Here is a 21,672-nt window from a genome sequence, read left to right on the forward strand (position 1 = left end):
CTCCGCGGCCATCCCCATCAGGAACCGTCCGCCGGCTTCTTCGCGGGCGGCTCCTCCTGGCGGATCTCCGCCAGCAGCTCGGTGACCCGGTCCATCATCAGCTCGGTGATCTCGCGCAGCGTCGACGCACTGCGCGGGTTCGCGCCGTCATAGGCGGACAGATCGAGCGGATCGCCGACCAGGTGCGTGATCCTCTTCCGCGGGAACGGTGTGAACTTCTTGGTGTAGCCGTTGAAGATCTGGTTGGTGCCCCACCGTGCGACCGGGATCACCGGCACGTCGTTCTGCAACGCGAGCCGGGCGGCACCGGTGTAGGACTTCTTCGGCCAGCCCGCCGGGTCCTTGGTGATGGTGCCCTCCGGGTAGATCACGATCACCTTGCCCTCGGCCAGCGCCTCGTGCGCGTGCTTGAGGCTGTCGCCGGCCGCGCTCGACCCGCGCGACACCGGGATCTGTCCCGAGCCGGTGACGATCCGGCCGAACACCGGCACCTTCTTCAGGCTGTCCTTCAGGAAGAACCGCGGGACTCGCTTCTGCCGGTGCACGAACACCGCGTCCACAACCGGGTCCAGATGCGAGATGTGGTTCATCACCAGCACCGCCGGTCCGTGGCGCGGGATCTTCTCCGCACCGAGGTACGCCCGCTTGCCGATCGCGGTCAGCGGGTAGAACACGGTGGCGGCCAGGCCCACCCAGAAGCCGCCCTTCTCACGCCGCGTCAAGACTCCTCCTCATCGAAGCTGTGCACGATCGAAGCTGTGCACGCCTGATCCTGCCGCGCGCCGGTTCACGCAGTCCAGGGAGGGTGCGCTCACCACCCTCGGACCGGGTTTCGGGTAAAGATGGACGGGTGGACGTGGACTTGGTCGTGCCGTTGAAACACCCGCGTGAAGGCAAGTCGCGGCTGCGGGGAGCGGTCGCCGCGGACCGGCACGCTGAGCTGGTGCTCGCGCTGGCGCAGGACACCCTGACGGCGGTCACGTCGGTGGCAGGAGTGCGGCGGGTGCTGGTGGTGGCCGCCGAGCCGGGCGCGTTGCCGATGCTGGCCGGCCTGGGCGTCGAGCTGGTCGAGGAACCTGTGGCGGGCGGGCTGAACGAGGCGTTGCGATACGGCGCGGAGCTGCTGCGTGCGGACTCCCCACGCGGCCTGGTCGGCGCGCTGCAGGCTGATCTCCCGGCGTTGCGCGCGGGAGATCTGGCGCGCGCGCTGTCCGAGGCCGACGGGCGTCGTGCGGTGGTCGCGGACCGGCAGGGCACCGGCACCACGCTGCTGCTGGCCGCACCCGGTGCCCCGCTCGACCCGCACTTCGGCGCCGGTTCGGCGCGGCTGCACGTCGAGTCCGGAGCCGTCCCGCTCAGCGGCGAACTGCCGTCGCTGCGCAGCGACGTCGACACCCCGGACGATCTTCGGCACGCCGCGACGCTGGGCCTGGGCAAGCGCACCGCGGCGCTGCTCCCGGCGGAGTCCGCGCCGGTGCGCTGAGCTGTTCACTCGACCTTCATCGCGGTCTGCGCGGACGGCAGGGTTGTAGTGAACAATGGGTACCGTGAGCACAGCAGACGGCAATCCCCCGGCCACCGAAGGACCGCCCGCGCGGCGGCGCAGGGCCGCGAAGCCCGACGCCGGCCCGTCCCCCGCCCGCCACACCGGCTCAGCAGCGAAGCCGGCCACGGCCGCCACCTCGACCTCGGGCTCGGCCTCGGCCTCGGCGAAGAAGCCGGCGAAGGGCGAGAGCGCCAAGCGAGGCAGCACGCGTAAGACAGCGGCGCCGGCAAGTGCGTTACGCACCACAGCCCCCACGAAGCCCGCCGGGAAGACGAAGGGCTCGTCAACCTCCGCACCGGCAGGTACCTCGAAGCCCGCCAAAACTGCCAAGTCCGGCAAGACGACTCCGGAAGCCGCGAAGGGCGCCTCGGGCCCGACCGGCAGGACCACACCGGCCCCGGCCACCGCCAAAGCCGTCCCGGCCGCCAAGTCCAAGCCCGGCAAGGCGACCCCGGCCGCCGCCGCCAAGAGCACCTCGGTTCCGGCCGCCGCGAAGCCCACCTCCGACTCAGCCGGCAAGACGACATCGGGTGCCGCCAAACCCGCGGGCACCACGGCCAAGTCCCGCGCGGCCCGAGCCACCGCGTCCGGCGCCGGGAAGCCCGCGCCGTCGACCGCGGTGAAAACCGCCAGTCCGGTACTCGCGGCCGCCCGCCGCGGGCCGGGCGCCGACGAGGAGTTCCGCGCGATTCCGTCCGCTCCGCCCGCGGTCACCACTGCGCCCACCGCCGTCGAGACGTTGCCGGACGACCGTTACTTCAACCGCGAGCTGTCCTGGCTCGACTTCAACGCCCGGGTGCTCGCGCTGGGCGAGGACGAGTCGCAGCCCCTGCTCGAGCGGGCGAAGTTCCTGGCCATCTTCGCGTCCAATCTGGACGAGTTCTACATGGTCCGGGTGGCCGGGCTGAAGCGGCGGGACGACACCGGGCTGTCCGTGCGCAGCGCGGACGGACTCACCCCGCGCGAACAGCTGGACTACATCTCCAAACGCAACCAGGACCTCGTGGAGCGGCACACCGCCGCGTTCAAGGAGCACCTGCGCCCGCAGCTGGCCGAACAGGACATCCGGATCGTCGGCTGGGCCGATCTGAGCGGGGCGCAGCAGCTGCGCCTGTCCAGCTACTTCTCCGAGCAGATCTTCCCGGTGCTCACCCCGCTGGCGGTCGATCCGGCCCACCCGTTCCCCTACATTTCCGGGCTTTCGCTGAACCTCGCGGTCACCGTGCGGGATCCGCACGGCGGCACGGAACGCTTCGCGCGGGTCAAGGTGCCCAGCAACGTGCCGCGGCTGATGCGGGTGGAGACCGAGCGCGCCAGCCGCAGCGCGACGTTCCTGCCGCTGGAGGAACTCATCGCGGCACACCTCGGCGAGCTGTTCACCGGGATGGAAGTGACCGAGCACCACGTGTTCCGGGTCACCCGCAACGCCGACTTCGAGGTCGAGGAGGACCGCGACGAGGACCTCCTGCAGGCACTGGAACGGGAACTGGCGCAGCGCAGGTTCGGCCCGCCGGTGCGGCTCGAGGTGGCGCAGGACATGAGCGAGCACATGCTCGAACTGTTGCTGCGCGAGCTGGAAGTGGCGCCCGAGGACGTGGTCGAGGTGCCCGGCCTGCTCGACCTCACCTGCCTGTTCCAGCTTTCCGGGGTGGACCGCAAGGAGCTCAAGGACCGGCCGTTCGTGCCCGCGACGCATCCGGCGTTCGGTGAACGCGAGACGCCCAAGAGCGTGTTCGCGACGCTGCGCGAGGGCGACGTGCTGGTGCACCACCCCTACGATTCGTTCTCCACGAGCGTGCAACGGTTCATCGAGCAGGCCGCGGCCGATTCGAAGGTGCTGGCGATCAAGCAGACGCTGTACCGCACCTCGGGCGATTCGCCGATCGTCGACGCGCTGATCGACGCCGCCGAAGCGGGCAAGCAGGTCGTGGCGCTGGTGGAGATCAAGGCGCGGTTCGACGAGCAGGCCAACATCACCTGGGCCCGCACGCTGGAACGCGCGGGCGTGCACGTGGTCTACGGGCTCGTCGGACTCAAAACGCACTGCAAGGTCTCCATGGTGGTCCGCCAGGAGGGCTCGACCATCCGCCGCTACTGCCACCTCGGCACCGGCAACTACAACCCGAAGACCGCGCGGCTGTACGAGGACCTCGGGCTGCTCACCGCCGATCCGAGCATCGGCGCGGACATCACCGACCTGTTCAACGTGCTCACCGGGTACTCGCGCCAGGACACCTACCGCACCATCCTCACGTCGCCGCACGGGATCCGCCGCGGCATCGTGCGGGCGATCGGCGAGGAGATCGAACTGGCCAGGGCCGGACTGCAGGCGGGCATCCGGATCAAGTGCAACTCCCTCGTCGACGAGCAGGTGATCGACGCGCTCTACCACGCTTCGCAGGCCGGGGTTCCGGTGGACGTGGTGGTGCGCGGGATCTGCGCGTTGAAGCCGGGAGTGGAGGGGCTGAGCGAGAACATCCGGGTCCGCTCGATCCTCGGCCGGTTTTTGGAACACTCGCGGGTGTTCCACTTCCGGGCCGGCGGCACGCACTGGATCGGCAGCGCGGACATGATGCACCGCAATCTTGACCGCCGGATCGAGGCGCTGGTGCGGGTCAAGGACCCGAAGCTGACCGCCGAACTGGACGCCGTGTTCGACTCCGCGCTCGACCCGGCCACCCGGTGCTGGGTGCTCAGCACGAACGGGGAGTGGCAACCGTTCCCCGCTGCCGGTTCGCAGGTGCGTGACCACCAGACCGAACTCGCGAAACTGCACGGAGCTGCCGGATGAGCGTGGATGTTCGGGCCGCCGGCGCGGTCCTGTGGCGCCCCGCGGCGTCCGGCACCGAGGTCGCGGTGGTCCATCGGCCGCGGTACGACGACTGGTCGCTGCCGAAGGGAAAGGCCGACCCCGGCGAGACACTCCCGGCCACCGCGGTGCGGGAGATCGCCGAGGAGACCGGCTTTCGCGCGGTGCTCGGGCGCTACGTCGCGCAGACGGCCTACGAGGTCCCCGCACGGGGCAACGGGAAGCTGCTGAAGAAGACCGTCGACTACTTCAGCGGCGAAGCGGTTTCGGGCGAGTTCCGGCCCAACGAAGAGGTGGACGAACTGCGCTGGCTCGGGCCCGTGGAAGCCGAGCGATTGCTCACCCGGCCCGCGGACGTCGGTGTGCTGCGCGAGTTCTGCGCGCTGCCCGCGGACCTCACCACGGTGCTGCTCGTCCGGCACGCCAAGGCAGGCAAACGCGACGACTGGACCGGCGACGACGACCTGCGCCCGCTGTCGCAAGCCGGCCAGCGGCAGGCCGAGGCGTTGCGGGAACTGCTGCCACTCTTCGGCCCGGACCGGGTGTTCTCCGCGCCACGCCTGCGCTGCGTGCAGACCGTCGGCGGTGTCGCCGACGACCTGGCCACCGAAGTCCGGCACGAGCCCGCGTTGTCGGAAGAGGGCTACTGGCCCGACCCGGCCCGGGGAATCGCCCGTCTGCTGGCCATCGCCACCGCCGGCGGCACGCCACTGATCAGCAGCCAGGGCGGGGTGATCCCGGACCTGGTGAGCGCACTGGCCGTCCGCGAAGCCCTGGACCTGCCCGCCTCCCGCGGCGGCGTGGTCCCCAGCAAGAAGGGTTCGCTGTGGGTGCTGTCGTTCCGCACCTCCGGCACGACACCCGCGACGTTGGTGAGCGCGGACTACTACCCGAGCCCCCTGCCGCTACCGGTGCCGTCCCGTTCCTGACACCCGTTCCACGGGGAGAAGGGGAGCAGGATGGGCATCCTGCTCCCCTTCCCCGGGGCGGGTGGTGTCGCTGCTGCTTCGGGACCGGTTGTTCGCGCTGCTGCTTCGGGCCCGGTCGGTCGCGCTGCTGCCCCGAGTCCGGTGGGCATCGCTGATACTCCGGGGACGGGAAGTGCCGCTCCCTCTTCGGGTTCAGTGGGAATCGCTTCGGTTCCGGCACCGTCCGCCTCGTCCGCTGGCGCACCGCTCGGCCCCTTCAGCACTACCCGTACCGTGGCCCGCTCCAGCGGTCGGCGCACTGACCTCACCCTCCGGTGTCCGGCCTTGTGGAGCCAGGTCGTTGTCCCTGCTTCAGTTCCGACGTCACCGGTCCTGGGCATCGACCTGCTCCCGCAGTCACAGCAGCCCGCACCGGTCCACCCGCCCGGTACCGAGTTCCCCGGACCATCGCCCCGACTCTGTCGCATAACCCGCTCAGCGCCCGATCCACCCCGCGTGCAGTGCCGTTGTGGATTCGATCCCGTCCTTCGCCTGCCTGCCGGGGTCGAGTCCGGCAGGCGGGTATTCCGGACTCGCCGTCGTCGGGCACCGACCTTTCCGGCCGCCCGTCACCGCGTCCCGGCCGTTCGCGGGGCCGGATATGAATACCGCCATTCCCGGGCGATCGGATTGCCCGAAGATCCCGCTTTACCGTCCCCGGCTTACCTCCGGCGCCCGGCATTCACTTCGACGATCGAACTGGCTCGCCCCCATTTACCGATCGTCAAGCGTTTACCGCACCCGCCGCACCGCCACACCGGCAACTCCGCACATCGCACACCGCCGGCGCGTATCCATAGACACTCGCCCCAGCCTGAGCACGCTTATCCGAGCCCCACCACCGCCAGAACACCCAGAGCACCGCCACCACCGTTTCCGCCACCCCTCCGCACCCACAGCCCCCGGAAAACCCCCGAACGGCCGATCAAGGGACCGCGAAACGCGGCAGGGCCCCGACCCTGGGTGGGTCGGGGCCCTGCCGTGAAGTATCGCCGGGAAAGGGCTACTTCTTCTTCGCCGCCGAGGTGCGCTTGGCGGCCGTGGTCTTCTTCGCGGTCGCCGTGGTCTTCTTGGCGGCCGGCTTCGCCGCGGTCTTGGCGCGCGAGGTGGTCGCCTTGGCCGGGGTCGCCTTGGTGGCGCGCGAGGTCGTGGCCTTCGCCGCGGTGGACTTGGTCGCCCGGGTCGCGGTGGACTTGGCCGCCCGCGTGGAGGTGGCCTTGGCGGGCGCCTTGGCCGCGGTGGCACGGGTCCGGGTCGTGGTGCTGCGCGTGGCCGCCGGGCGGGACGCGGCCGCCCGCGTGGTGCTCGCGGCACGTGCGGTGGTGCCGGTGGCGCGCTTGACCGCGGTCGCCTTCGGCAGCTTCTTCGTGCCGGAAATGACGTCCTTGAACGTGGTGCCCGCGCGGAAGGCCGGCACGTTGGTCTTCTTGACCCGCACCGACTCGCCGGTGCGCGGGTTGCGTGCGGTACGGGCGGCGCGAGCACGCTTCTCGAACACCCCGAAGCCGGTGATGTTCACCTTCTCGCCCTTGTTGACCGTCCGGATGATGATGTCGACGAGACCGTCGACCGCCTGCGAAGCAACCTTTTTGTCGCCCAGACGCTCCGACAGCGCCTCGATCAGCTGGGCCTTGTTGGCCATTCCAGTCCTCCAAGAAGAACTCTTCGTCCACGGCCACGTCGGCCGACTAACGCACACGGTATTACCAACGCAGCACAAATTCCAAACGGCACGCGGAAATTTCCCTTGTCCCGGGTACGGTTCCGCCTCCCGAGGGACCCGGGAGCTGCCGTCTGGTGCGGGCGGAGAGCGTGGCCGCCGGGACCCGGATTCCCTTTCCGAGCAGGGAATCCGTGCCCCGGCAACCGGTCAGGAGGTGGGCGCGGGCAGCGTCACCGGCTTCCACGAGGGGCGGGCGGACTCGAACGAGTCGATTTCCTCCGCGTGGCGCAACGTGAGGGCGATGTCGTCGAGTCCCTCGAGCAGCCGCCAGCGGACGTAGTCGTCGATCTGGAAGGCCGCGGTGAAGTCCTTGGCCCGCACGGTCTTGCTCTCGAGGTCGACGGTGACCTCGGTGCCCGGCTCGTTCTCCAGCAGCTTCCAGAGCAGTTCGACGTCGGACTGCTCGCACTGCGCGGCCACCAGGCCGCCCTTGCCGGAGTTGCCGCGGAAGATGTCCGCGAAGCGCGCCGAGATCACGACCCGGAAGCCGTAGTCCATCAGCGCCCACACCGCGTGCTCACGCGAGGACCCGGTGCCGAAGTCGGGTCCGGCGACGAGCACCGAACCGCGGGAGAACGGCTCGGTGTTGAGGACGAAGTCGTCCTGCCCGCGCCAGGCGGCGAAGAGGCCGTCCTCGAAGCCGGTCCGGCTCACGCGCTTGAGATAGACGGCGGGGATGATCTGGTCAGTGTCCACGTTGGACCTGCGCAGCGGCACCCCGATGCCGGTGTGCTGGGTGAACGGTTCCATGGTGGGAGCTCCTCTCAGAGGTTCACGTGCTCGTGAGTGACAACGCCGGTTCTCCCCGGCCCCGGCACTCACGAGGCGGTCAGGCGGTGGCCGGAACCAGGTCGGCCGGGGACGAGAGCGTGCCCCGTACGGCGGTCGCGGCGGCCACGAGCGGTGAGACCAGGTGCGTGCGCCCACCCTTGCCCTGGCGCCCTTCGAAGTTGCGGTTGGAGGTCGACGCGCTGCGCTCGCCGGGCGCGAGCTGGTCCGGGTTCATGCCCAGGCACATCGAGCAACCCGCCTGCCGCCATTCGGCACCGGCATCGGTGAAGACCTTGTCCAGCCCTTCCGCCTCGGCGGCCTGGCGCACGCGCATCGAACCGGGCACCACGAGCATCCGCACCGATTCGGCCACCCGGTGCCCGCGCAGCACGTCCGCGGCGGCCCGCAGGTCCTCGATCCGGCCGTTGGTGCACGAGCCGAGGAAGACCGTGTCCACCGTGATCTCGCGCAGCGGGGTGCCCGGCGCCAGATCCATATAGGACAGGGCCTTCTCCGCGGCGAACCGCTCGTTCTCGTCGGCGATGGCGGCCGGGTCGGGCACCGAAGCACCCAGCGGCAGACCCTGTCCGGGGTTGGTGCCCCAGGTCACGAACGGGGTCAGCTCGTCCGCGTCGAGGTGCACCTCGGCGTCGAACTGTGCGCCCTCGTCACTGCGCAGCTCCCGCCAGGCGGCCACCGCGGCATCCCACTCGGCGCCCTGCGGGGCGTGCGGACGGCCCTTGAGGTAGGCGAAGGTCGTCTCGTCCGGCGCGATCATGCCGGCCCGCGCACCCGCTTCGATGGACATGTTGCAGATGGTCATCCGCGCTTCCATCGACAGGTCCTCGATGGCCTTGCCGCGGTATTCGAGCACGTACCCCTGTCCGCCGCCGGTACCGATCTTCGCGATGACGGCGAGGATGATGTCCTTCGCGGTCACGCCGGGCCGCAGAACCCCGTCGACGTTGATCGCCATCGTCTTGAACGGACGCAGCGGCAGCGTCTGGGTGGCGAGCACGTGCTCGACCTCCGACGTGCCGATGCCGAAGGCCATCGCACCGAACGCACCGTGGGTGGAGGTGTGGCTGTCGCCGCACACCACGGTCGTGCCCGGCTGGGTCAGGCCCAGCTGCGGTCCGATGACGTGCACGATGCCCTGTTCGGCATCGCCCATCGGATGCAGCCGGACGCCGAACTCCTTGCAGTTGCGGCGAAGCGTGTCGACCTGGGTGCGGGAGACCGGATCGGCGATCGGCAGCTCGATGTCCACCGTGGGGACGTTGTGGTCCTCAGTCGCGATGGTCAGGTCGGGACGGCGCACCGGCCGCCCGGCCAGCCGCAGGCCGTCGAACGCCTGCGGGCTCGTCACTTCGTGCACCAGGTGAAGGTCGATGTAGAGCAGATCCGGCTCCGCGCCTTCGCCTCGGCGCACGAGGTGGCTTTCCCACACCTTCTCCGCCAGCGTACGGGCCTTGCCGGTAGGGCTGGTCATTCTCCGGCTCCTTCCACAGGATCGGCCGGGAGCGCGGAACTCGGGTGGTCGCTGACGAGGCGGAGCCACGGCACGGCGCAGCCCGGGTTTCGTTTTTCCCAGATTCTGGACTTCCCAAAGTGCGGGAAGTTAGTATCGCGTCGTGGGACAGCATAGCGGTATCGGAGTACTGGACAAAGCCGTGGCCGTGCTTCAGGCGGTCGCGGAGGACCCGTGTGGGCTGGCGGAACTCTGCACGCGCACCGGACTGCCACGGGCGACCGCGCACCGGCTGGCGGTCGGCCTCGAGGTGCATCGCCTGCTGCGCAGAGGACCGGACGGCCGGTGGCGCCCGGGCACCGCGCTCGCGGAGCTGGCCGGCGGATCGACCGATCCGTTGCTGGACGCGGCGAGCTCGGTCCTGCCGAAGCTGCGGGACATCACCGGGGAGAGCGTGCAGCTGTACCGGCGGGACGGCGTGCAGCGCGTGTGCGTGTCGACCGCGGAGCCGCCGAGCGGCCTGCGTGACACCGTTCCGATCGGTTCGCGGTTGCCGATGACGGCCGGCTCGGGCGCGAAGGTCCTTGCCGCGTGGTCGGATCCGCACACCCAGCGGACCATCCTGGCGGACGCGGTGTACGGCGAGCGCACGCTGCTCGAGGTACGCCGCCGTGGCTGGGCGCAGAGTGTCGCCGAACGGGAACCGGGGGTGGCCAGCGTTTCCGCCCCGGTCCGCGACTCCTCCGGCGCGGTGGTCGCCGCGGTGTCGGTCTCCGGGCCGATCGAGCGCATCGGCCGCAAACCGGGTGCCCGCTGGGCGGCCGACCTCCTCGCCGCGGCCGACGCGTTGCAGGAACGACTCTGACCCCACCCGCTCCCACCGCGACCCCCCGAGGGCCGCCTCCCCCGTCCCCACGGCGCGGAGGCGACCCTTGTCGTTCCGCGCCGATCGTCCTCAGTAGACCGACCGCGACGTCCGCTGTGGACCATCTCCGCGACGGCCCGTACGCGCCGGCCGGGATCGCGACACGCCGCAAGGAAAACTTCGCTCCGGCCGGTTCCGATCCGCTTGCCCCGCACCGGACCGCACCGGACCGCAGCGCCCCGGCAGCCGCAGGACGATCAGCCGGTTTCCGGAAAAACCCCAGCGCACAGGCTTTTCCCGTCCGGTCCGGCGGTCGATCCGAAGCCACTGCGGTGTTCCGGCCGGCGCGAACAGACCCCGCGCCGCCACGCGCCGGACACCCGGATCCGGGCCGGAAAACCGAGGTCCCGATTGGACTCGCCGGGCGCGTGGGTGATAATGGCCTCGTTCGGCCTGTATGGCCGTAAAAAACAAGTTCTGGTTGGAGGAACTGGAATGGCCAACAAGGCCCAGCTGATCGAGGCGCTGTCGGAGCGCATCGGCGACAAGAAAGCCGCCGCGGAAGCCGTCGACGGTCTCGTCGACATCATCATCCGCACCGTCCACAAGGGCGAGAAGGTGACCATCACCGGCTTCGGCGTCTTCGAGAAGCGCGCCCGCGCCGCTCGCACCGCGCGCAACCCGCGCACCGGCGAGTCCGTGCGGGTCAAGAAGACCAACGTGCCCGCCTTCCGCGCCGGCACCACCTTCAAGGACGTGATCTCCGGCTCCAAGAAGCTGCCGAAGGCCACTGCCGTGAAGCGCGCGAGCGCCTCCCGGGCGACCGCGTCGAGCACCACCCGGGCCGCGGCCGCCAAGCCGGCCACCACGCGTACCCGTGCCACCGCTGCCAAGGCCCCCGCCGCGAAGGCGACCGCCACCAAGGCCAAGGCCACCACCACGCGCGCCACCAAGGCGACCGCGGCCAAGGCCACCAAGGCGACCGCCCCGAAGGCGAGCACCGCCAAGGCAAGCACCGCCAAGGCGAGCACGACGCGGGCCACCAAGGCCGCGGCGAAGCCGGCCGCCAAGAAGACCACGGCGACCGCGCGCAAGACCACGGCCGCCAAGCGCCCCTCGGCTGCCAAGAAGAAGTAACGCCGTCTCCGGACACCGGAACAGGCCCCGCCCGCTCTCGGACGGGGCCTGTTCCGTGTTCCCGGAGCGGCCGAGCAGACCCCTGGCGAGACAACGGGGCCGTTGGGCGCCCGCGACGAACTCGGCATCCTGGATCCGATCACCGAGCAGGCCCGTGCCCGCGCCGCTGAGGAAGTCTCGATCTCGCCGGGGACGGTCCCGCTGACGTCCGCACATCCGATCACCCGGGCGGATTTCGAAGCCGCGGAAGAGCCCACTGCATCAGGTCGCCCTGGTACGCCTGGGGATGCCGCTCGTCGACGCGGTGAGGTCGACGAACTCGCCACGGTATGCGCAGAACTGGGCCGCTACACCTTTCTGCTCTCCGTGGCCCCGCCGCGGATCCGCGGACTGACCGGGGTACCGGTGAACCCGCAGCGGTGTTCTGAGATTCAGAACACGAAGTACCGCAGCCACAGATAAGGCGCGGCCAGCGCGACGGTGAGCAGGGTGACCACCGCGCCCTTGCGGGTGAACTGCCAGAACGAGATCGGCGTGCCGGACCGTGCCGCGATACCGAGCATGACCACGTTCGCGCTGGCCCCCACCGCGGTGAGGTTGCCGCCGAAGTCCGCGCCCAGCGCCAGCGCCCACCACAGCGCCTCGGCGTGCGCCGGGTCGGGAATGTCGTGCGTGAGGGCCAGGACGAGCGGGCTCATCGTGGCCACGTACGGGATGTTGTCGATGAAGCCGGACAGCACCGCGGAAACCCCGAGCACGAGCAGTACCGCGGGCAGCGCCTGCCCGCCGGTGGTGTCGGCGGCCAGCCGCGCCAGTGAGTCGATGACACCGGTTTTGACCAGCGCGCCGATCATCACGAAAAGGCCGGCGAAGAACAGCAGCGTCTCCCATTCGACGCCGGCGAGGTAGTCCTTCGGCCTGGTCCCGGACACCAGTACCAGCACCCCGGCGCCGAGCAGCGCGACCACCGCCGGATCGAGGTGCACCACCGAATGCAGGACGAACCCGGCGAACACCAGTGCGAGCACGATCCCCGAGCGCAGCAGCAGCTTCGGCCGGGTGATCGCCTCCCGTTCGTTCAGGGCAAGGACATCGGCGACCCGCTCCGGATCGACCCGGAAGCTGCCGCGGAACAGCCACGGCAGCAGCACGCACAACAACGCCACCTCGAGCACCACGATCGGACCGAGGCCGACGAGGAACTCGTTGAACGACAGTCCCGAACGGCTGCCGATGATGATGTTGGGCGGATCCCCGATCAGGGTCGCGGTGCCGCCGATGTTCGACGCGAGCACCTCGCCGATGAGAAACGGCGTGGGCGCGATGTCCAGCCGGTCGCACACCAGCAACGTGACCGGGGCGACGAGCAGCACGGTCGTCACGTTGTCCAGGAACGCCGACGCGACGGCGGTGATCAGTACCAGCAGCAGCAGGATCCGCAGCGGCGAGCCCTTGGCGCGTTTCGCGGCCCAGATCGCGACGAACTCGAACACCCCGGTACGACGGAGGATCCCGACGATGACCATCATCCCGAAGAGCAGGAACACGACGTTCCAGTCGATGCCGGTGTCCTCGGAGAAGAAGGCGCTGCCCGAGTCCATCACCCCGGCCGCCAGCACCACCCCGGCACCGCCGAGCGCGGCATGCGTTTTCGGGATCTTCTCGGTCGCGATGAGGAAATAGGCGACGACGAAAGTGACGACCGCGATGATCGTGCTCACGCCACCCACCTCACGACCGGGACGCTCAGCGCTGTCCCAGCGCCAGTTCCAGCAACCTCGACGCGGAAACCACGCCCACCAGCGTGGTCCCGGAGAGCACCGCCACGAGGGGACAGCGCAGCCGGGCCATCTTCGCGGCGACCTCGACCACGGTGTCGTCCGCGTCCACCGTGGGCAGCTCCGCCGGTTCCTCCGGCAGCAGGTCCGCCACGGTGTGGCCGGACAGCTTGCCCGCCATCCGGTCGGCCATCGGCTCGTCGAGCACGCCGGCCAGCGAAGGATCGTCGCGCACGTACTGCGGGACGAGGAACTGCACCACCTCCGTGGCAGGCAGCACCGAGCACGGGATGCCGTCGGCATCGATCACCACGAGTCCCGGCAACCGCCGCACGGCCAGCATCCGCACCGCGGCCAGCGCATCGGAATCGACGGGGACGACCGGGAAGTCCTCCGCCATGTCGGCAGCACGCATCTGCCCAGGCTAACCGGTTCGCGGCCGCCGGAAACCGCGGCGACGCCGGCGTTGCGCGGAAGTGATCGCGGAATTCGGCGGCGGCGAAGCGGATCATGGTGCTCCTGGGATGCGGCGAGGTACTCGTCACCCGGGCGGGCACGAGCCGGCCGACCAGACTTCCCGGCACTCCACGCGTAAAGATGCCGTACGGACCGGTCTCCGGCAAGTCGTGCGACGTCGCGTACCGGGCCGGGATCGTCGTTCCCGGCCGCCTCGAAGAGGATTCGTTCTCGTGTCCGATCCGGCACCGTGTGTGACGGTGCGTGTCCGCGGTCACGTCACGGAAATCGCGGCCAGCAAGGGATTCCGTCTTGTTACGGGAACGTGATCGCTACCCAGCGTGTTCGACTGTCCGGTGCACGGAAAAGGCTCGCGCGCGAACCCGGTTTCGCCAGCGCACACCCGTTTTTCCGGTTACGCCCGGTACTGCCCGGCGGCCGCCCCCGCCGCCCCGGCGCACGGCGGCGGCAGGTCACGAAAAGCACGTGCCACAGGTGAACCGAGCTCATGTTCAGCACCGGCAAGTGTTGGATTATGCAATCATCTGCCCGGCAACGAACCGGCTCGAAAGACATGAGAAACCATTGCCGATAGTTCGAGTAGAGAATCTGTACAAGGTGTTCGGCCGCCGTCCCACGGAGGCGGTACGCAGGCTGGAGAACGGCACGGACCGCGCGGATCTGGACCCGGGTGTCACCGCCGCGGTGATCGACGCGTCGTTCACCGTGGAGCCCGGCGAGATCTTCGTCGTGATGGGCCTCTCCGGTTCCGGGAAGTCGACGCTGCTGCGCACGCTGAACGGGCTGCTGCCGGCCACGTCGGGCCGCGTGCTCGTGGACGAGAACGACCTCACCGGGATGTCCCCGGCGCAGGTACGGGATCTGCGGCAGCGGCGGATGAGCATGGTGTTCCAGCACTTCGCGCTCTTCCCGCACCGCACCGTCGCGGAGAACGTCGCCTACGGGCTGAGCGTGCAGGGCGCGCCGCGCGAACGGCAGCGGGCCCGTACCTCCGACGCGCTGGAACTGGTCGGGCTCACCGGCTGGGAGGACCGGCTGCCCGGTGAGCTCTCGGGTGGGATGCGCCAGCGGGTGGGACTGGCCCGCGCTCTGGCCGCGGACACCGAGATCCTGCTGATGGACGAGGCGTTCAGCGCGCTGGACCCGTTGATCCGCAAGGAGATGCAGGACCAGTTGCTCAACCTGCAGCGGCAGCTGGGCAAGACCATCGTGTTCATCACCCACGATCTCAACGAGGCGATGCGCCTCGGCGACCGGATCGCGATGATGCGTGACGGCCGGATCGTGCAGATCGCCACCGCGCAGGAAATGCTGACCACACCGGCCGACGACTACGTGACCCGGTTCGTGCGCGACGTCGACCGCACCCGCGTGCTCACCGCGTCCGCGGTGATGGAACCGGCCGGGATCTCGTTCACCACGGACACTTCCGCGGTGGAAGCCCGGGAGACCATGCTCCGTCACGAACTGACCGGCGTGCTCGTGACCAGCGACGGCCGGTTCGCCGGTGCGGTCACGCGCAGTGCGGTGTCGGCGGCGGCGGACCGCGGCGAGGCCTCGCTCGAGGGGGTGCTCGACCGTTCGGCCGCAAGCACCACACCGGAAACCCCGGTCGCCGAGCTGTTCGGCGCCTCCGCGTCGGCACCGGCGCCGCTGGCCGTGGTCGATCAGCACGGCGCGCTGCTCGGCATGGTCACGCAGCAGTCGCTGCTGCGGTCGCTGAGCATGGTCGAAGACGCACAGGAGGAGGTGGACGCGCATGCGTGAGCTCTTCCTCGCCGACGGCTGGCATGTACCGCGGATCCCGGTCGGTGACTGGTTCGCCGCGATCGTCGACTGGCTGACGAACAACATCGGGCCGTTCTTCGACTTCGTCGACATGGTCGTCAAGGGCGCGGTCAACGGGGTGGCCTCGGCGCTGACCTGGCCGCCGTCGGTGGTGCTCGTGCTGATCTTCGGAGCGCTCGGCTGGTGGGTGCGCGGCTGGCGCTTCGGCATCGCCTCGCTCATCGGGTTCGCGCTGGTGGACGGCCTGAGCGAACTGCCGTCGGCCATGGAGTCGCTGTCGCAGGTGCTCGTCGCCGGGGTGCTGGCGGTGCTCATCGCCGTCCCGACCGGTATCGCCGCGGCCCGCAACGAATCCGTCAGCCGGGTCGTGAAGCCGGTACTGGACTTCATGCAGACGCTGCCGTCGTTCGTCTACCTGATCCCGGTGGTCGTGTTCTTCTCGATCGGCCCGGTGCCGGGTGTGGTGGCCACCGTGGTGTTCGCGCTGCCGCCCGGCGTCCGGCTGACCGAGCTGGGCATCCGCCAGGTCGACCCGGAGATGGTCGAGGCGGGCGAGGCGTTCGGTTCACCGCCGCGGCGGATCCTGACCGAGATCCAGATTCCGCTCGCCATGCCCTCGATCATGGCCGGCATCAACCAGATCATCATGCTGTCGCTGTCGATGGTCGTGATCTCCGGCATGGTCGGCGCCCCCGGCCTGGGCTCGGAGGTCTACGCCGCGGTCACCAGCCTCAAGATCGGCCAGGGTTTCGAGGCCGGGATCGGGGTCGTGGTGCTGGCCATCTACCTCGACCGGCTGACCTCGACGCTCGGCGCCCGCTCGGCAGTGGGCCGGGCCCGCCGCCGCACCGCGGCCGCGTGAGCACCACGTATCGGAGAAAGGACGAACGAGTGCGGACAACGAAACGGTTCACGCGGATCCTCGCGGTCGGCGCCGCGGTGACGGCCCTGGTGGGTCTCACCGCCGCCTGCGGCGGACGGGAGTCGCAGTCCGGCAACAGCCAGGAAGCCAAGAGCATCACCATCGGCTACATCGGCTGGGACGAGGACATCGCCCTGACGAACCTGTACCAGACGGTGCTGGAGAGCAAGGGCTACAAGGTCAACGCGCAGCTGCTCGACGCCGGCCCGATCTACGCGGGCCTCGCCAAGGGTGACGTCGACCTGTACCTGGACTCCTGGCTGCCCACCACGCACAAGAAGTACTGGGACCAGTACCACGACCAGCTCGAGGACCTCGGCGTCTGGTACGACCAGGCCACCCTCAACCTGGCCGTGCCCGACTACGTGCAGGACGTCTCCAGCATCGCCGACCTGAAGGCGAAGGCGGGCGACTTCGACGGCAAGATCACCGGCATCGAAGCCAGCGCGGGCGAGACCGACATCGTGCAGAAGGACGTCCTGTCCCAGTACAGCCTCGACGGCGCGGTCACCCTGCAGAACTCCTCGACGACCGCGATGCTCGCCGCGCTGGACGGCGCGATCAAGGCCAAGGAGCCGATCGTGGTCACCCTGTGGCACCCGCACTGGGCGTACTCGCGCTACCAGTTGAAGGACCTGCAGGACCCGAAGGGCGCGATGGGCAAGGGCGAGCAGATCCACTCCGTCGGCCGCAAGGGCTTCAGCGAGGACTTCCCGGCACTGACCGAGGTGTCGAAGAAGCTGAAAATGAGCGACGAGGACCTGGGCTCCCTGGAGGACGCGATCCAGAAGGCCCAGAAGGGCAAGGAAAAGGACGCCGCAAAGCAGTGGGCGGACCAGCACAAGCAGTTCGTGGACGCCGCTTTCGCCGGCGTCTGATTTCTCCCGGTTCCCATGGTCCCGCGCCCCTCCTGGGGTGCGGGACCATTGCCGTTGCCGGGTCTGTCGGCACCGTCTCGCCGGTTCACCACACACGCGACTGGCGCCGCTTCTGGCTGGGTTTCGGCTTTGTCGGTGCCGGAATTGCTGCTGCGCCAACCGGCCACCACGCGACCTGCCACCGATTCCCGCTGACTTCCGGCTCTGTCGCTGCCTCAACCGACCACAGGCACCCCGGCCAACCGACGACCCCACCCCGTCGCCGCCCACATCGCCGCCGCAACGCCTGTCCGCCACTCACCCTGCCGCCGATGCCGGCGGACTTCCGGCTCCATCGCTGCAGAAACCGCCGCATCCTCAACCAGCCACCAAGCGCCGAGCCGCCGATTCCCGCTGACTTCCGGCTCTATCGTTGCTGGAACCGCCGCAGCCCCAACCAGCCACCACACGCGACCACAGGCACCGCCGCCAACCCACTATCCGGCTCCATCGTTACCGAAATCGCTGCCGCCACCCCGCGATGCCGGTCCGACCTTCGAGCCCTGCGCCAGCCACGCCCCAGCCCCGCCGAACTCAGCCCGTCACGCCCGCTTTCACCGAACCCCTTCCGCGCCGCGGACCAAACCCGGCTCCTGGACTGGACCAGCGCCTTCGCGACTCTCTCCGTAGCCCAGCGGCCAGAACCGATCCGTCCCGTACAGACCACAGCGTCGCGCGGCCGTTATCTCCCTGGAACACACACCTGGCTTGGCCACAGCAGATTCCCCAAGGCAGGCCTTACGGGACCCGCTCAGCGGGCCGGACTGAACGCGACTCCGTGCACCCGCCCTACCGCGTCCGCCCACCGCGGATCCGACGGTTCAGCCGGAAACCCGAGCCGTGGCCCGAGGCGTGCCCAGGCACGCGGATGCTGCGCTCGATAACCGCGCAGTACCTCGTCGAGCTCCGCTGTGGACAGAAACCGCCGTTCCGGCCGGTTCCAGCGGTACCGCCCGCACCGTACCTCGATCGGCGCAGCCACCCGCAGGTTCCGATACCACTGCGGCTTCCCGCCCCACGCCGCGACCACGACGATCTCCGGCACCTCCACACGATGCCGCACCACCTCGACCACAACCTCACGCCGAAGCCCCGACACACGCCCCCGATGCGCGAGATACACCAGCCGATACCCGAACAGCCTCCCCCATCCCGCCCGGTACAACGGAATCGGCGCCCGCAACAACCACCGCACCACTCCCACCGGAGGACGATCGGTCACCGGCATCCCACACCTCCACCCTCGCGCCGCGTTACCCCAGCCGCCCGCCGGCGCACCCCGAGCCCCGACGTCCTTCGCCAGCCTGCCCGAACGCGCCGAACTCCGCGAGCCCGCAAGGCCAGCCCGAACACCCCACCAGCTACCGAGTCAGCGTGCCCCGGCAGTGCCTCACTTTCCAGCCACCACAGTCCCAGCTTGCCCGAAAACGCTTGCAGCAGACGGCATGACACTCAGTCGTCTTCTTCACCCCACTGAGCGCACGTACACAGCCATGCGTTCGCGCCACAACCACAGACTCCCAAGAGGCGCGACCGCTGTGCTGAATCCGGCTGAAGGTGAAGCCGCCGAACAACCTCGCATCATTGCCCAGACCCGATGCAGTTCGCGCCGCTCCTGCCCGACGGATCGCCGGGTCGCCGGGTCGCCGAGCCAACGTCCGCGTCTCACGGCCCCGCGACGTCAGCCCGCTACCCCGACAGCAATCGATCCCGATCCCCCGACACGCGATTCCGACGACAGCACCAGCCACACCGACTCACGCCCTCCCGGCTCCGAACACACGTTCCACCCTCCGCGCCGCCAGCACAGCCGACCGAGCGTCGAGCCCGTCAAGCCATCACGGCCAAGCCGCGGCCAGGGCCAGCGGCCCAGCCGTCCACACCGCCGCCAACCCTCCACACCGGCCCCTGCCGTCACACCGCCCGCAGCCGTCCACACCGCACCCAACCGTTCACACCGCCCGCAGCCGTCCGCACCGCCCCCAGTTGTCCACACCGCACCCAACCGTTCACACCACCCCCGGCCTGCCGGCACAGACCCGCCCCACTCGCTTCAGCACCCGGTCACACCGCGGCCGTTCGATGCCCCCTCTCCCGGCGAATCCCGCGGCGAATGCGGCACACTGGAGGCATGTCCCGCGCCCCGGCCGCCCACGACCGTGCCGACGTCCCCGCCGACGTCGATGCGGTCACCGAGGCGGTGCTGACCGCGTCGAGGCTGCTCGTCGCCGTGTCCGCGCGGTCCATCGCGGCCGCGGGTGATCTGATCACGCTGCCGCAGTTCCGGCTTCTGGTGATCCTGCACTCCCGCGGCCCGCTCAAGCACGCCGCGCTCGCCGAGCTGCTCGGCGTCACCCCTTCGACCGCCAGCCGGATGGTCGACCGTCTGGTCGCCGTGGACATGGTGGCGCGGCAAGGCAATCCGTCGTCGCGGCGGGAAGTGGTCATCGAGCTCACCCGGGAGGGCGCCCGGATCGTCCGGCTGGTCACGAACCGTCGCCGCCGGGAGATCGCCAAGATCGTCGAGACGATGCCGGAAGGCGCGCGCCACGGGCTGGTCGACGTACTGACCGCCTTCGCCGAGGCCGGCGGCGAACCACCGGCGGGCACGACCGCCGAGGGCGGCTGGGCCTGACCGGTCATCGCACCACCCCGAGCACGGACTGGTGGGTGATCCATCCGTCCAGCCGGTGCTCCGCGCTGAGCACGGGCAGTCCGGTCCCCGAAGCGCTGGTGAGCACCGTGAGCGCGTCGGCGAGTTTCATGTCCCGCGTCAGCAGCGGCGGCAGTTCGGCCAAGTCGCCGGCCGTGCCCTCCTGCCCCTCGGCGACTGCTTCGGCGACCGCGCGGGCGGTCACGCACCCCTGGTAGGTGCCTTCCGTGTCGATCACGGGCAGGATTCCGTGTCCCGAAACGGCCAACGCGTGCGCGGCCTCGTCCAGTGCCAGCCCGGACGGCAACGGTTCCGGCAGCGGTTCGGTGACCGCGGCGACCGTCGTTCCGGCCAGCTGGCGTTCCGCCGGGGACCGTTCCAGATCCACGCCGCGACGGCGCAGCTTGAGCGTGTAGATCGTGTCGCGGCTGAGGACCCGGCTGATCGCCGTGGCGATCACGATCGCGGTGAGCATCGGCAGGATCACCGTGTACTGCCCGGTCAGTTCGAACAGCACGATCACCGCCGTGATCGGCGCCCGTGCCGAACCCGCGAACGCAGCGCCCATGCCGATCAATCCGTACACACCCGGTTGAGCTGTTAACTCAGGCAACCAGGCATGGACGATGATGCCGAACGCCGTACCCGCCATCGCGCCGATGAACAGCGACGGCGCGAAAACGCCGCCGGAGCCGCCGATCCCGATCGTCAGGCTGGTGGCCACCATTTTCCCGACCAGCAACACGAGCAGGAACGCCAGCGCGTACTTGCCTTCGACAGCGTTCTGCAGCACCGGATATCCCACGCCGTACATCTGCGGCAGCACGAGAAGCACTCCGCCGAGCACCAGCCCGCCCGCTGCCGGCTGCAGCCATTCGGGACCTCGCCACACCCGGTCGCAGAGATCCTCGATGAGGTACAGCACGCGGGTGAACAGCACCCCGCACGCGCCGACCAGCAATCCGAGCGCCACGAACAGCAGATACTCCACCGGGTTCCGCATCGTGAACGGCGGCAGGTCCAGGAACGGGACGTTGCCGAGCACCGCCCGCCCCACGACGCTGGCGGTCACGCTGGCCAGCACGACCGCTCCGAACGACTCGGCCGCGAAGTCCCGCAGGATCAGCTCCATCGCGAAGAACGGGCCGGCGAGCGGAGCGTTGAACGTCGCCGCGATCCCGCCCGCCGCACCACACGCGACCAGCACCCGCAACCTCGGCTCCGGCAGGCGGGTCAGCCGTCCGAGCGTGGACCCCAGCGCCGACCCGATCTGCACGATCGGCCCCTCCCGGCCGACCGATCCCCCGGCTCCGATCGTCAACGCGGACGCCAGCGCTTTCACCGCACTGACCTGCGCCGGTATCCGCCCGCCGCGCTCAGCGACCGCGTACATGACCTCCGGAACGCCGTGGCCGCGCGCCTCAGGTGCGAACCGGTACACCAGCGGTCCGTACACCAGCCCCGCGACGACCGGAGCGAACAGCAAAAACCACGGCCCCAGCGCGGAAAACCACGGATGCGCCACCCGGCCGGCCGCCGAGTAGTCCGCCTGGCCGGAGAACAGGTGCGTGAAGCTGGTGATCAGCCACCGGAACACCACCGCCCCGACCCCGGCACCCGCGCCGATCACCAGCGAGAGACTGATCAGCCCTGCCGCACTCTCCCGGACCCATCGACCGAGCGGCACCCGCACCGGCACCCGCACACTGTTGTCTTGAGACACCATTGCAGTATGAAACATTTGCTGTGGCACTTGGTAGCCCCGTGTGCGCGAGGTCTCTCTGACGAGACGGACGAACCCGGAACACCACAGCAGAGCCCCACCACCTGACGACGGGACCAAACCG

The 21,672-nt window shown here is 69.7% G+C and carries 17 protein-coding genes; 9 read left to right on the forward strand and 8 right to left on the reverse strand.

What is annotated here, in order from left to right; translation table 11 throughout:
- Positions 1-17 precede the first annotated feature (17 nt).
- Positions 18-722, reverse strand: coding sequence for a lysophospholipid acyltransferase family protein (locus BJY18_RS14620; protein ID WP_184780506.1), 705 nt, complete (start codon positions 720-722; stop codon positions 18-20).
- Positions 723-850: 128 nt separating this feature from the next.
- On the opposite strand from BJY18_RS14620, the gene cofC reads away from it, so the two are divergent.
- The 3 genes from cofC (at position 851) to BJY18_RS14635 (ending at position 5,284) form a co-directional block, all read left to right on the forward strand.
- Positions 851-1,483: a 2-phospho-L-lactate guanylyltransferase gene (gene cofC / locus BJY18_RS14625; protein ID WP_184780507.1), complete on the forward strand. Its 633-nt coding sequence runs from the start codon at positions 851-853 to the stop codon at positions 1,481-1,483.
- A 64-nt stretch (positions 1,484-1,547) separates the two neighbouring features.
- Positions 1,548-4,337 carry an RNA degradosome polyphosphate kinase gene (locus tag BJY18_RS14630; protein WP_312873848.1) on the forward strand — a complete coding sequence of 930 codons (2,790 nt, stop codon included), beginning with the start codon at positions 1,548-1,550 and terminating at the stop codon, positions 4,335-4,337.
- Positions 4,334-5,284 (forward strand): NUDIX hydrolase, encoded by a 951-nt coding sequence (locus BJY18_RS14635; RefSeq protein WP_184780508.1) that lies wholly within the window; start codon positions 4,334-4,336, stop codon positions 5,282-5,284. Before BJY18_RS14630 ends, BJY18_RS14635 begins: the two co-directional genes overlap by 4 nt.
- 1,042 nt (positions 5,285-6,326) lie before the next feature.
- On the opposite strand, the gene BJY18_RS14640 is transcribed toward BJY18_RS14635, so the two are convergent.
- From BJY18_RS14640 to leuC, 3 genes are all read right to left on the reverse strand, one after another.
- Positions 6,327-6,965, reverse strand: coding sequence for an HU family DNA-binding protein (locus tag BJY18_RS14640; protein ID WP_184780509.1), 639 nt, complete (start codon positions 6,963-6,965; stop codon positions 6,327-6,329).
- A 228-nt stretch (positions 6,966-7,193) separates the two neighbouring features.
- Positions 7,194-7,796: a 3-isopropylmalate dehydratase small subunit gene (leuD, locus tag BJY18_RS14645; protein WP_184780510.1), complete on the reverse strand. Its 603-nt coding sequence runs from the start codon at positions 7,794-7,796 to the stop codon at positions 7,194-7,196.
- Positions 7,797-7,875: 79 nt separating this feature from the next.
- Positions 7,876-9,309: a 3-isopropylmalate dehydratase large subunit gene (gene leuC, locus BJY18_RS14650; protein WP_184780511.1), complete on the reverse strand. Its 1,434-nt coding sequence runs from the start codon at positions 9,307-9,309 to the stop codon at positions 7,876-7,878.
- Between the two features lie 142 nt (positions 9,310-9,451).
- Between leuC and BJY18_RS14655 the strand changes: the two genes are divergently transcribed.
- A complete protein-coding gene (locus tag BJY18_RS14655; RefSeq protein ID WP_051792855.1) occupies positions 9,452-10,153 on the forward strand; it encodes an IclR family transcriptional regulator in 702 nt (233 codons plus the stop codon).
- Between the two features lie 495 nt (positions 10,154-10,648).
- Positions 10,649-11,290, forward strand: coding sequence for an HU family DNA-binding protein (locus BJY18_RS14660; protein WP_184780512.1), 642 nt, complete (start codon positions 10,649-10,651; stop codon positions 11,288-11,290).
- A 431-nt stretch (positions 11,291-11,721) separates the two neighbouring features.
- Here BJY18_RS14660 and BJY18_RS14665 read toward each other — a convergent pair whose 3' ends face one another.
- Positions 11,722-13,011 carry an ArsB/NhaD family transporter gene (locus BJY18_RS14665; RefSeq protein ID WP_184780513.1) on the reverse strand — a complete coding sequence of 430 codons (1,290 nt, stop codon included), beginning with the start codon at positions 13,009-13,011 and terminating at the stop codon, positions 11,722-11,724.
- 25 nt (positions 13,012-13,036) lie between these two features.
- Positions 13,037-13,483, reverse strand: coding sequence for a CBS domain-containing protein (locus BJY18_RS14670; protein ID WP_184780514.1), 447 nt, complete (start codon positions 13,481-13,483; stop codon positions 13,037-13,039).
- Between the two features lie 659 nt (positions 13,484-14,142).
- Here BJY18_RS14670 and BJY18_RS14675 point away from each other — a divergent pair.
- The 3 genes from BJY18_RS14675 to BJY18_RS14685 are packed head-to-tail and all read left to right on the forward strand — an operon-like array spanning position 14,143 to position 17,133.
- Positions 14,143-15,312, forward strand: coding sequence for a quaternary amine ABC transporter ATP-binding protein (locus tag BJY18_RS14675; protein ID WP_312873849.1), 1,170 nt, complete (start codon positions 14,143-14,145; stop codon positions 15,310-15,312).
- Positions 15,305-16,195, forward strand: coding sequence for an ABC transporter permease (locus tag BJY18_RS14680; protein ID WP_184780516.1), 891 nt, complete (start codon positions 15,305-15,307; stop codon positions 16,193-16,195). The genes BJY18_RS14675 and BJY18_RS14680 overlap by 8 nt, the downstream gene beginning before the upstream one ends.
- A gap of 29 nt (positions 16,196-16,224) precedes the next feature.
- Positions 16,225-17,133 carry a glycine betaine ABC transporter substrate-binding protein gene (locus BJY18_RS14685; protein WP_184780517.1) on the forward strand — a complete coding sequence of 303 codons (909 nt, stop codon included), beginning with the start codon at positions 16,225-16,227 and terminating at the stop codon, positions 17,131-17,133.
- A gap of 790 nt (positions 17,134-17,923) precedes the next feature.
- On the opposite strand, the gene BJY18_RS14690 is transcribed toward BJY18_RS14685, so the two are convergent.
- Positions 17,924-18,394, reverse strand: a complete 471-nt coding sequence (locus BJY18_RS14690; RefSeq protein WP_184780518.1) for a nitroreductase family deazaflavin-dependent oxidoreductase — start codon at positions 18,392-18,394, stop codon at positions 17,924-17,926.
- 909 nt (positions 18,395-19,303) lie between these two features.
- Here BJY18_RS14690 and BJY18_RS14695 point away from each other — a divergent pair.
- The gene (locus BJY18_RS14695) at positions 19,304-19,807 is read left to right on the forward strand and encodes a MarR family winged helix-turn-helix transcriptional regulator (RefSeq protein WP_221457727.1); all 504 of its coding nucleotides are present in this window, start codon (positions 19,304-19,306) and stop codon (positions 19,805-19,807) included.
- 4 nt (positions 19,808-19,811) lie between these two features.
- Here BJY18_RS14695 and BJY18_RS14700 read toward each other — a convergent pair whose 3' ends face one another.
- Positions 19,812-21,548, reverse strand: coding sequence for a chloride channel protein (locus BJY18_RS14700; RefSeq protein WP_376774665.1), 1,737 nt, complete (start codon positions 21,546-21,548; stop codon positions 19,812-19,814).
- Between the last annotated feature and the right edge of the window lie 124 nt (positions 21,549-21,672).

Source organism: Amycolatopsis jiangsuensis (genome assembly GCF_014204865.1).
GTDB lineage: Bacteria > Actinomycetota > Actinomycetes > Mycobacteriales > Pseudonocardiaceae > Amycolatopsis > Amycolatopsis jiangsuensis.

Excerpts from the sequence above, each read along its gene's own strand:
- leuC (WP_184780511.1), bottom strand. The coding sequence starts at position 9,309 with ATGACCAGCCCTACCGGCAAGGCCCGTACGCTGGCGGAGAAGGTGTGG.
- BJY18_RS14680 (WP_184780516.1), top strand. The coding sequence starts at position 15,305 with ATGCGTGAGCTCTTCCTCGCCGACGGCTGGCATGTACCGCGGATCCCG.
- BJY18_RS14660 (WP_184780512.1), top strand. The coding sequence starts at position 10,649 with ATGGCCAACAAGGCCCAGCTGATCGAGGCGCTGTCGGAGCGCATCGGC.
- leuD (WP_184780510.1), bottom strand. The coding sequence starts at position 7,796 with ATGGAACCGTTCACCCAGCACACCGGCATCGGGGTGCCGCTGCGCAGG.
- BJY18_RS14640 (WP_184780509.1), bottom strand. The coding sequence starts at position 6,965 with ATGGCCAACAAGGCCCAGCTGATCGAGGCGCTGTCGGAGCGTCTGGGC.
- BJY18_RS14670 (WP_184780514.1), bottom strand. The coding sequence starts at position 13,483 with ATGCGTGCTGCCGACATGGCGGAGGACTTCCCGGTCGTCCCCGTCGAT.
- BJY18_RS14635 (WP_184780508.1), top strand. The coding sequence starts at position 4,334 with ATGAGCGTGGATGTTCGGGCCGCCGGCGCGGTCCTGTGGCGCCCCGCG.
- BJY18_RS14695 (WP_221457727.1), top strand. The coding sequence starts at position 19,304 with ATGTCCCGCGCCCCGGCCGCCCACGACCGTGCCGACGTCCCCGCCGAC.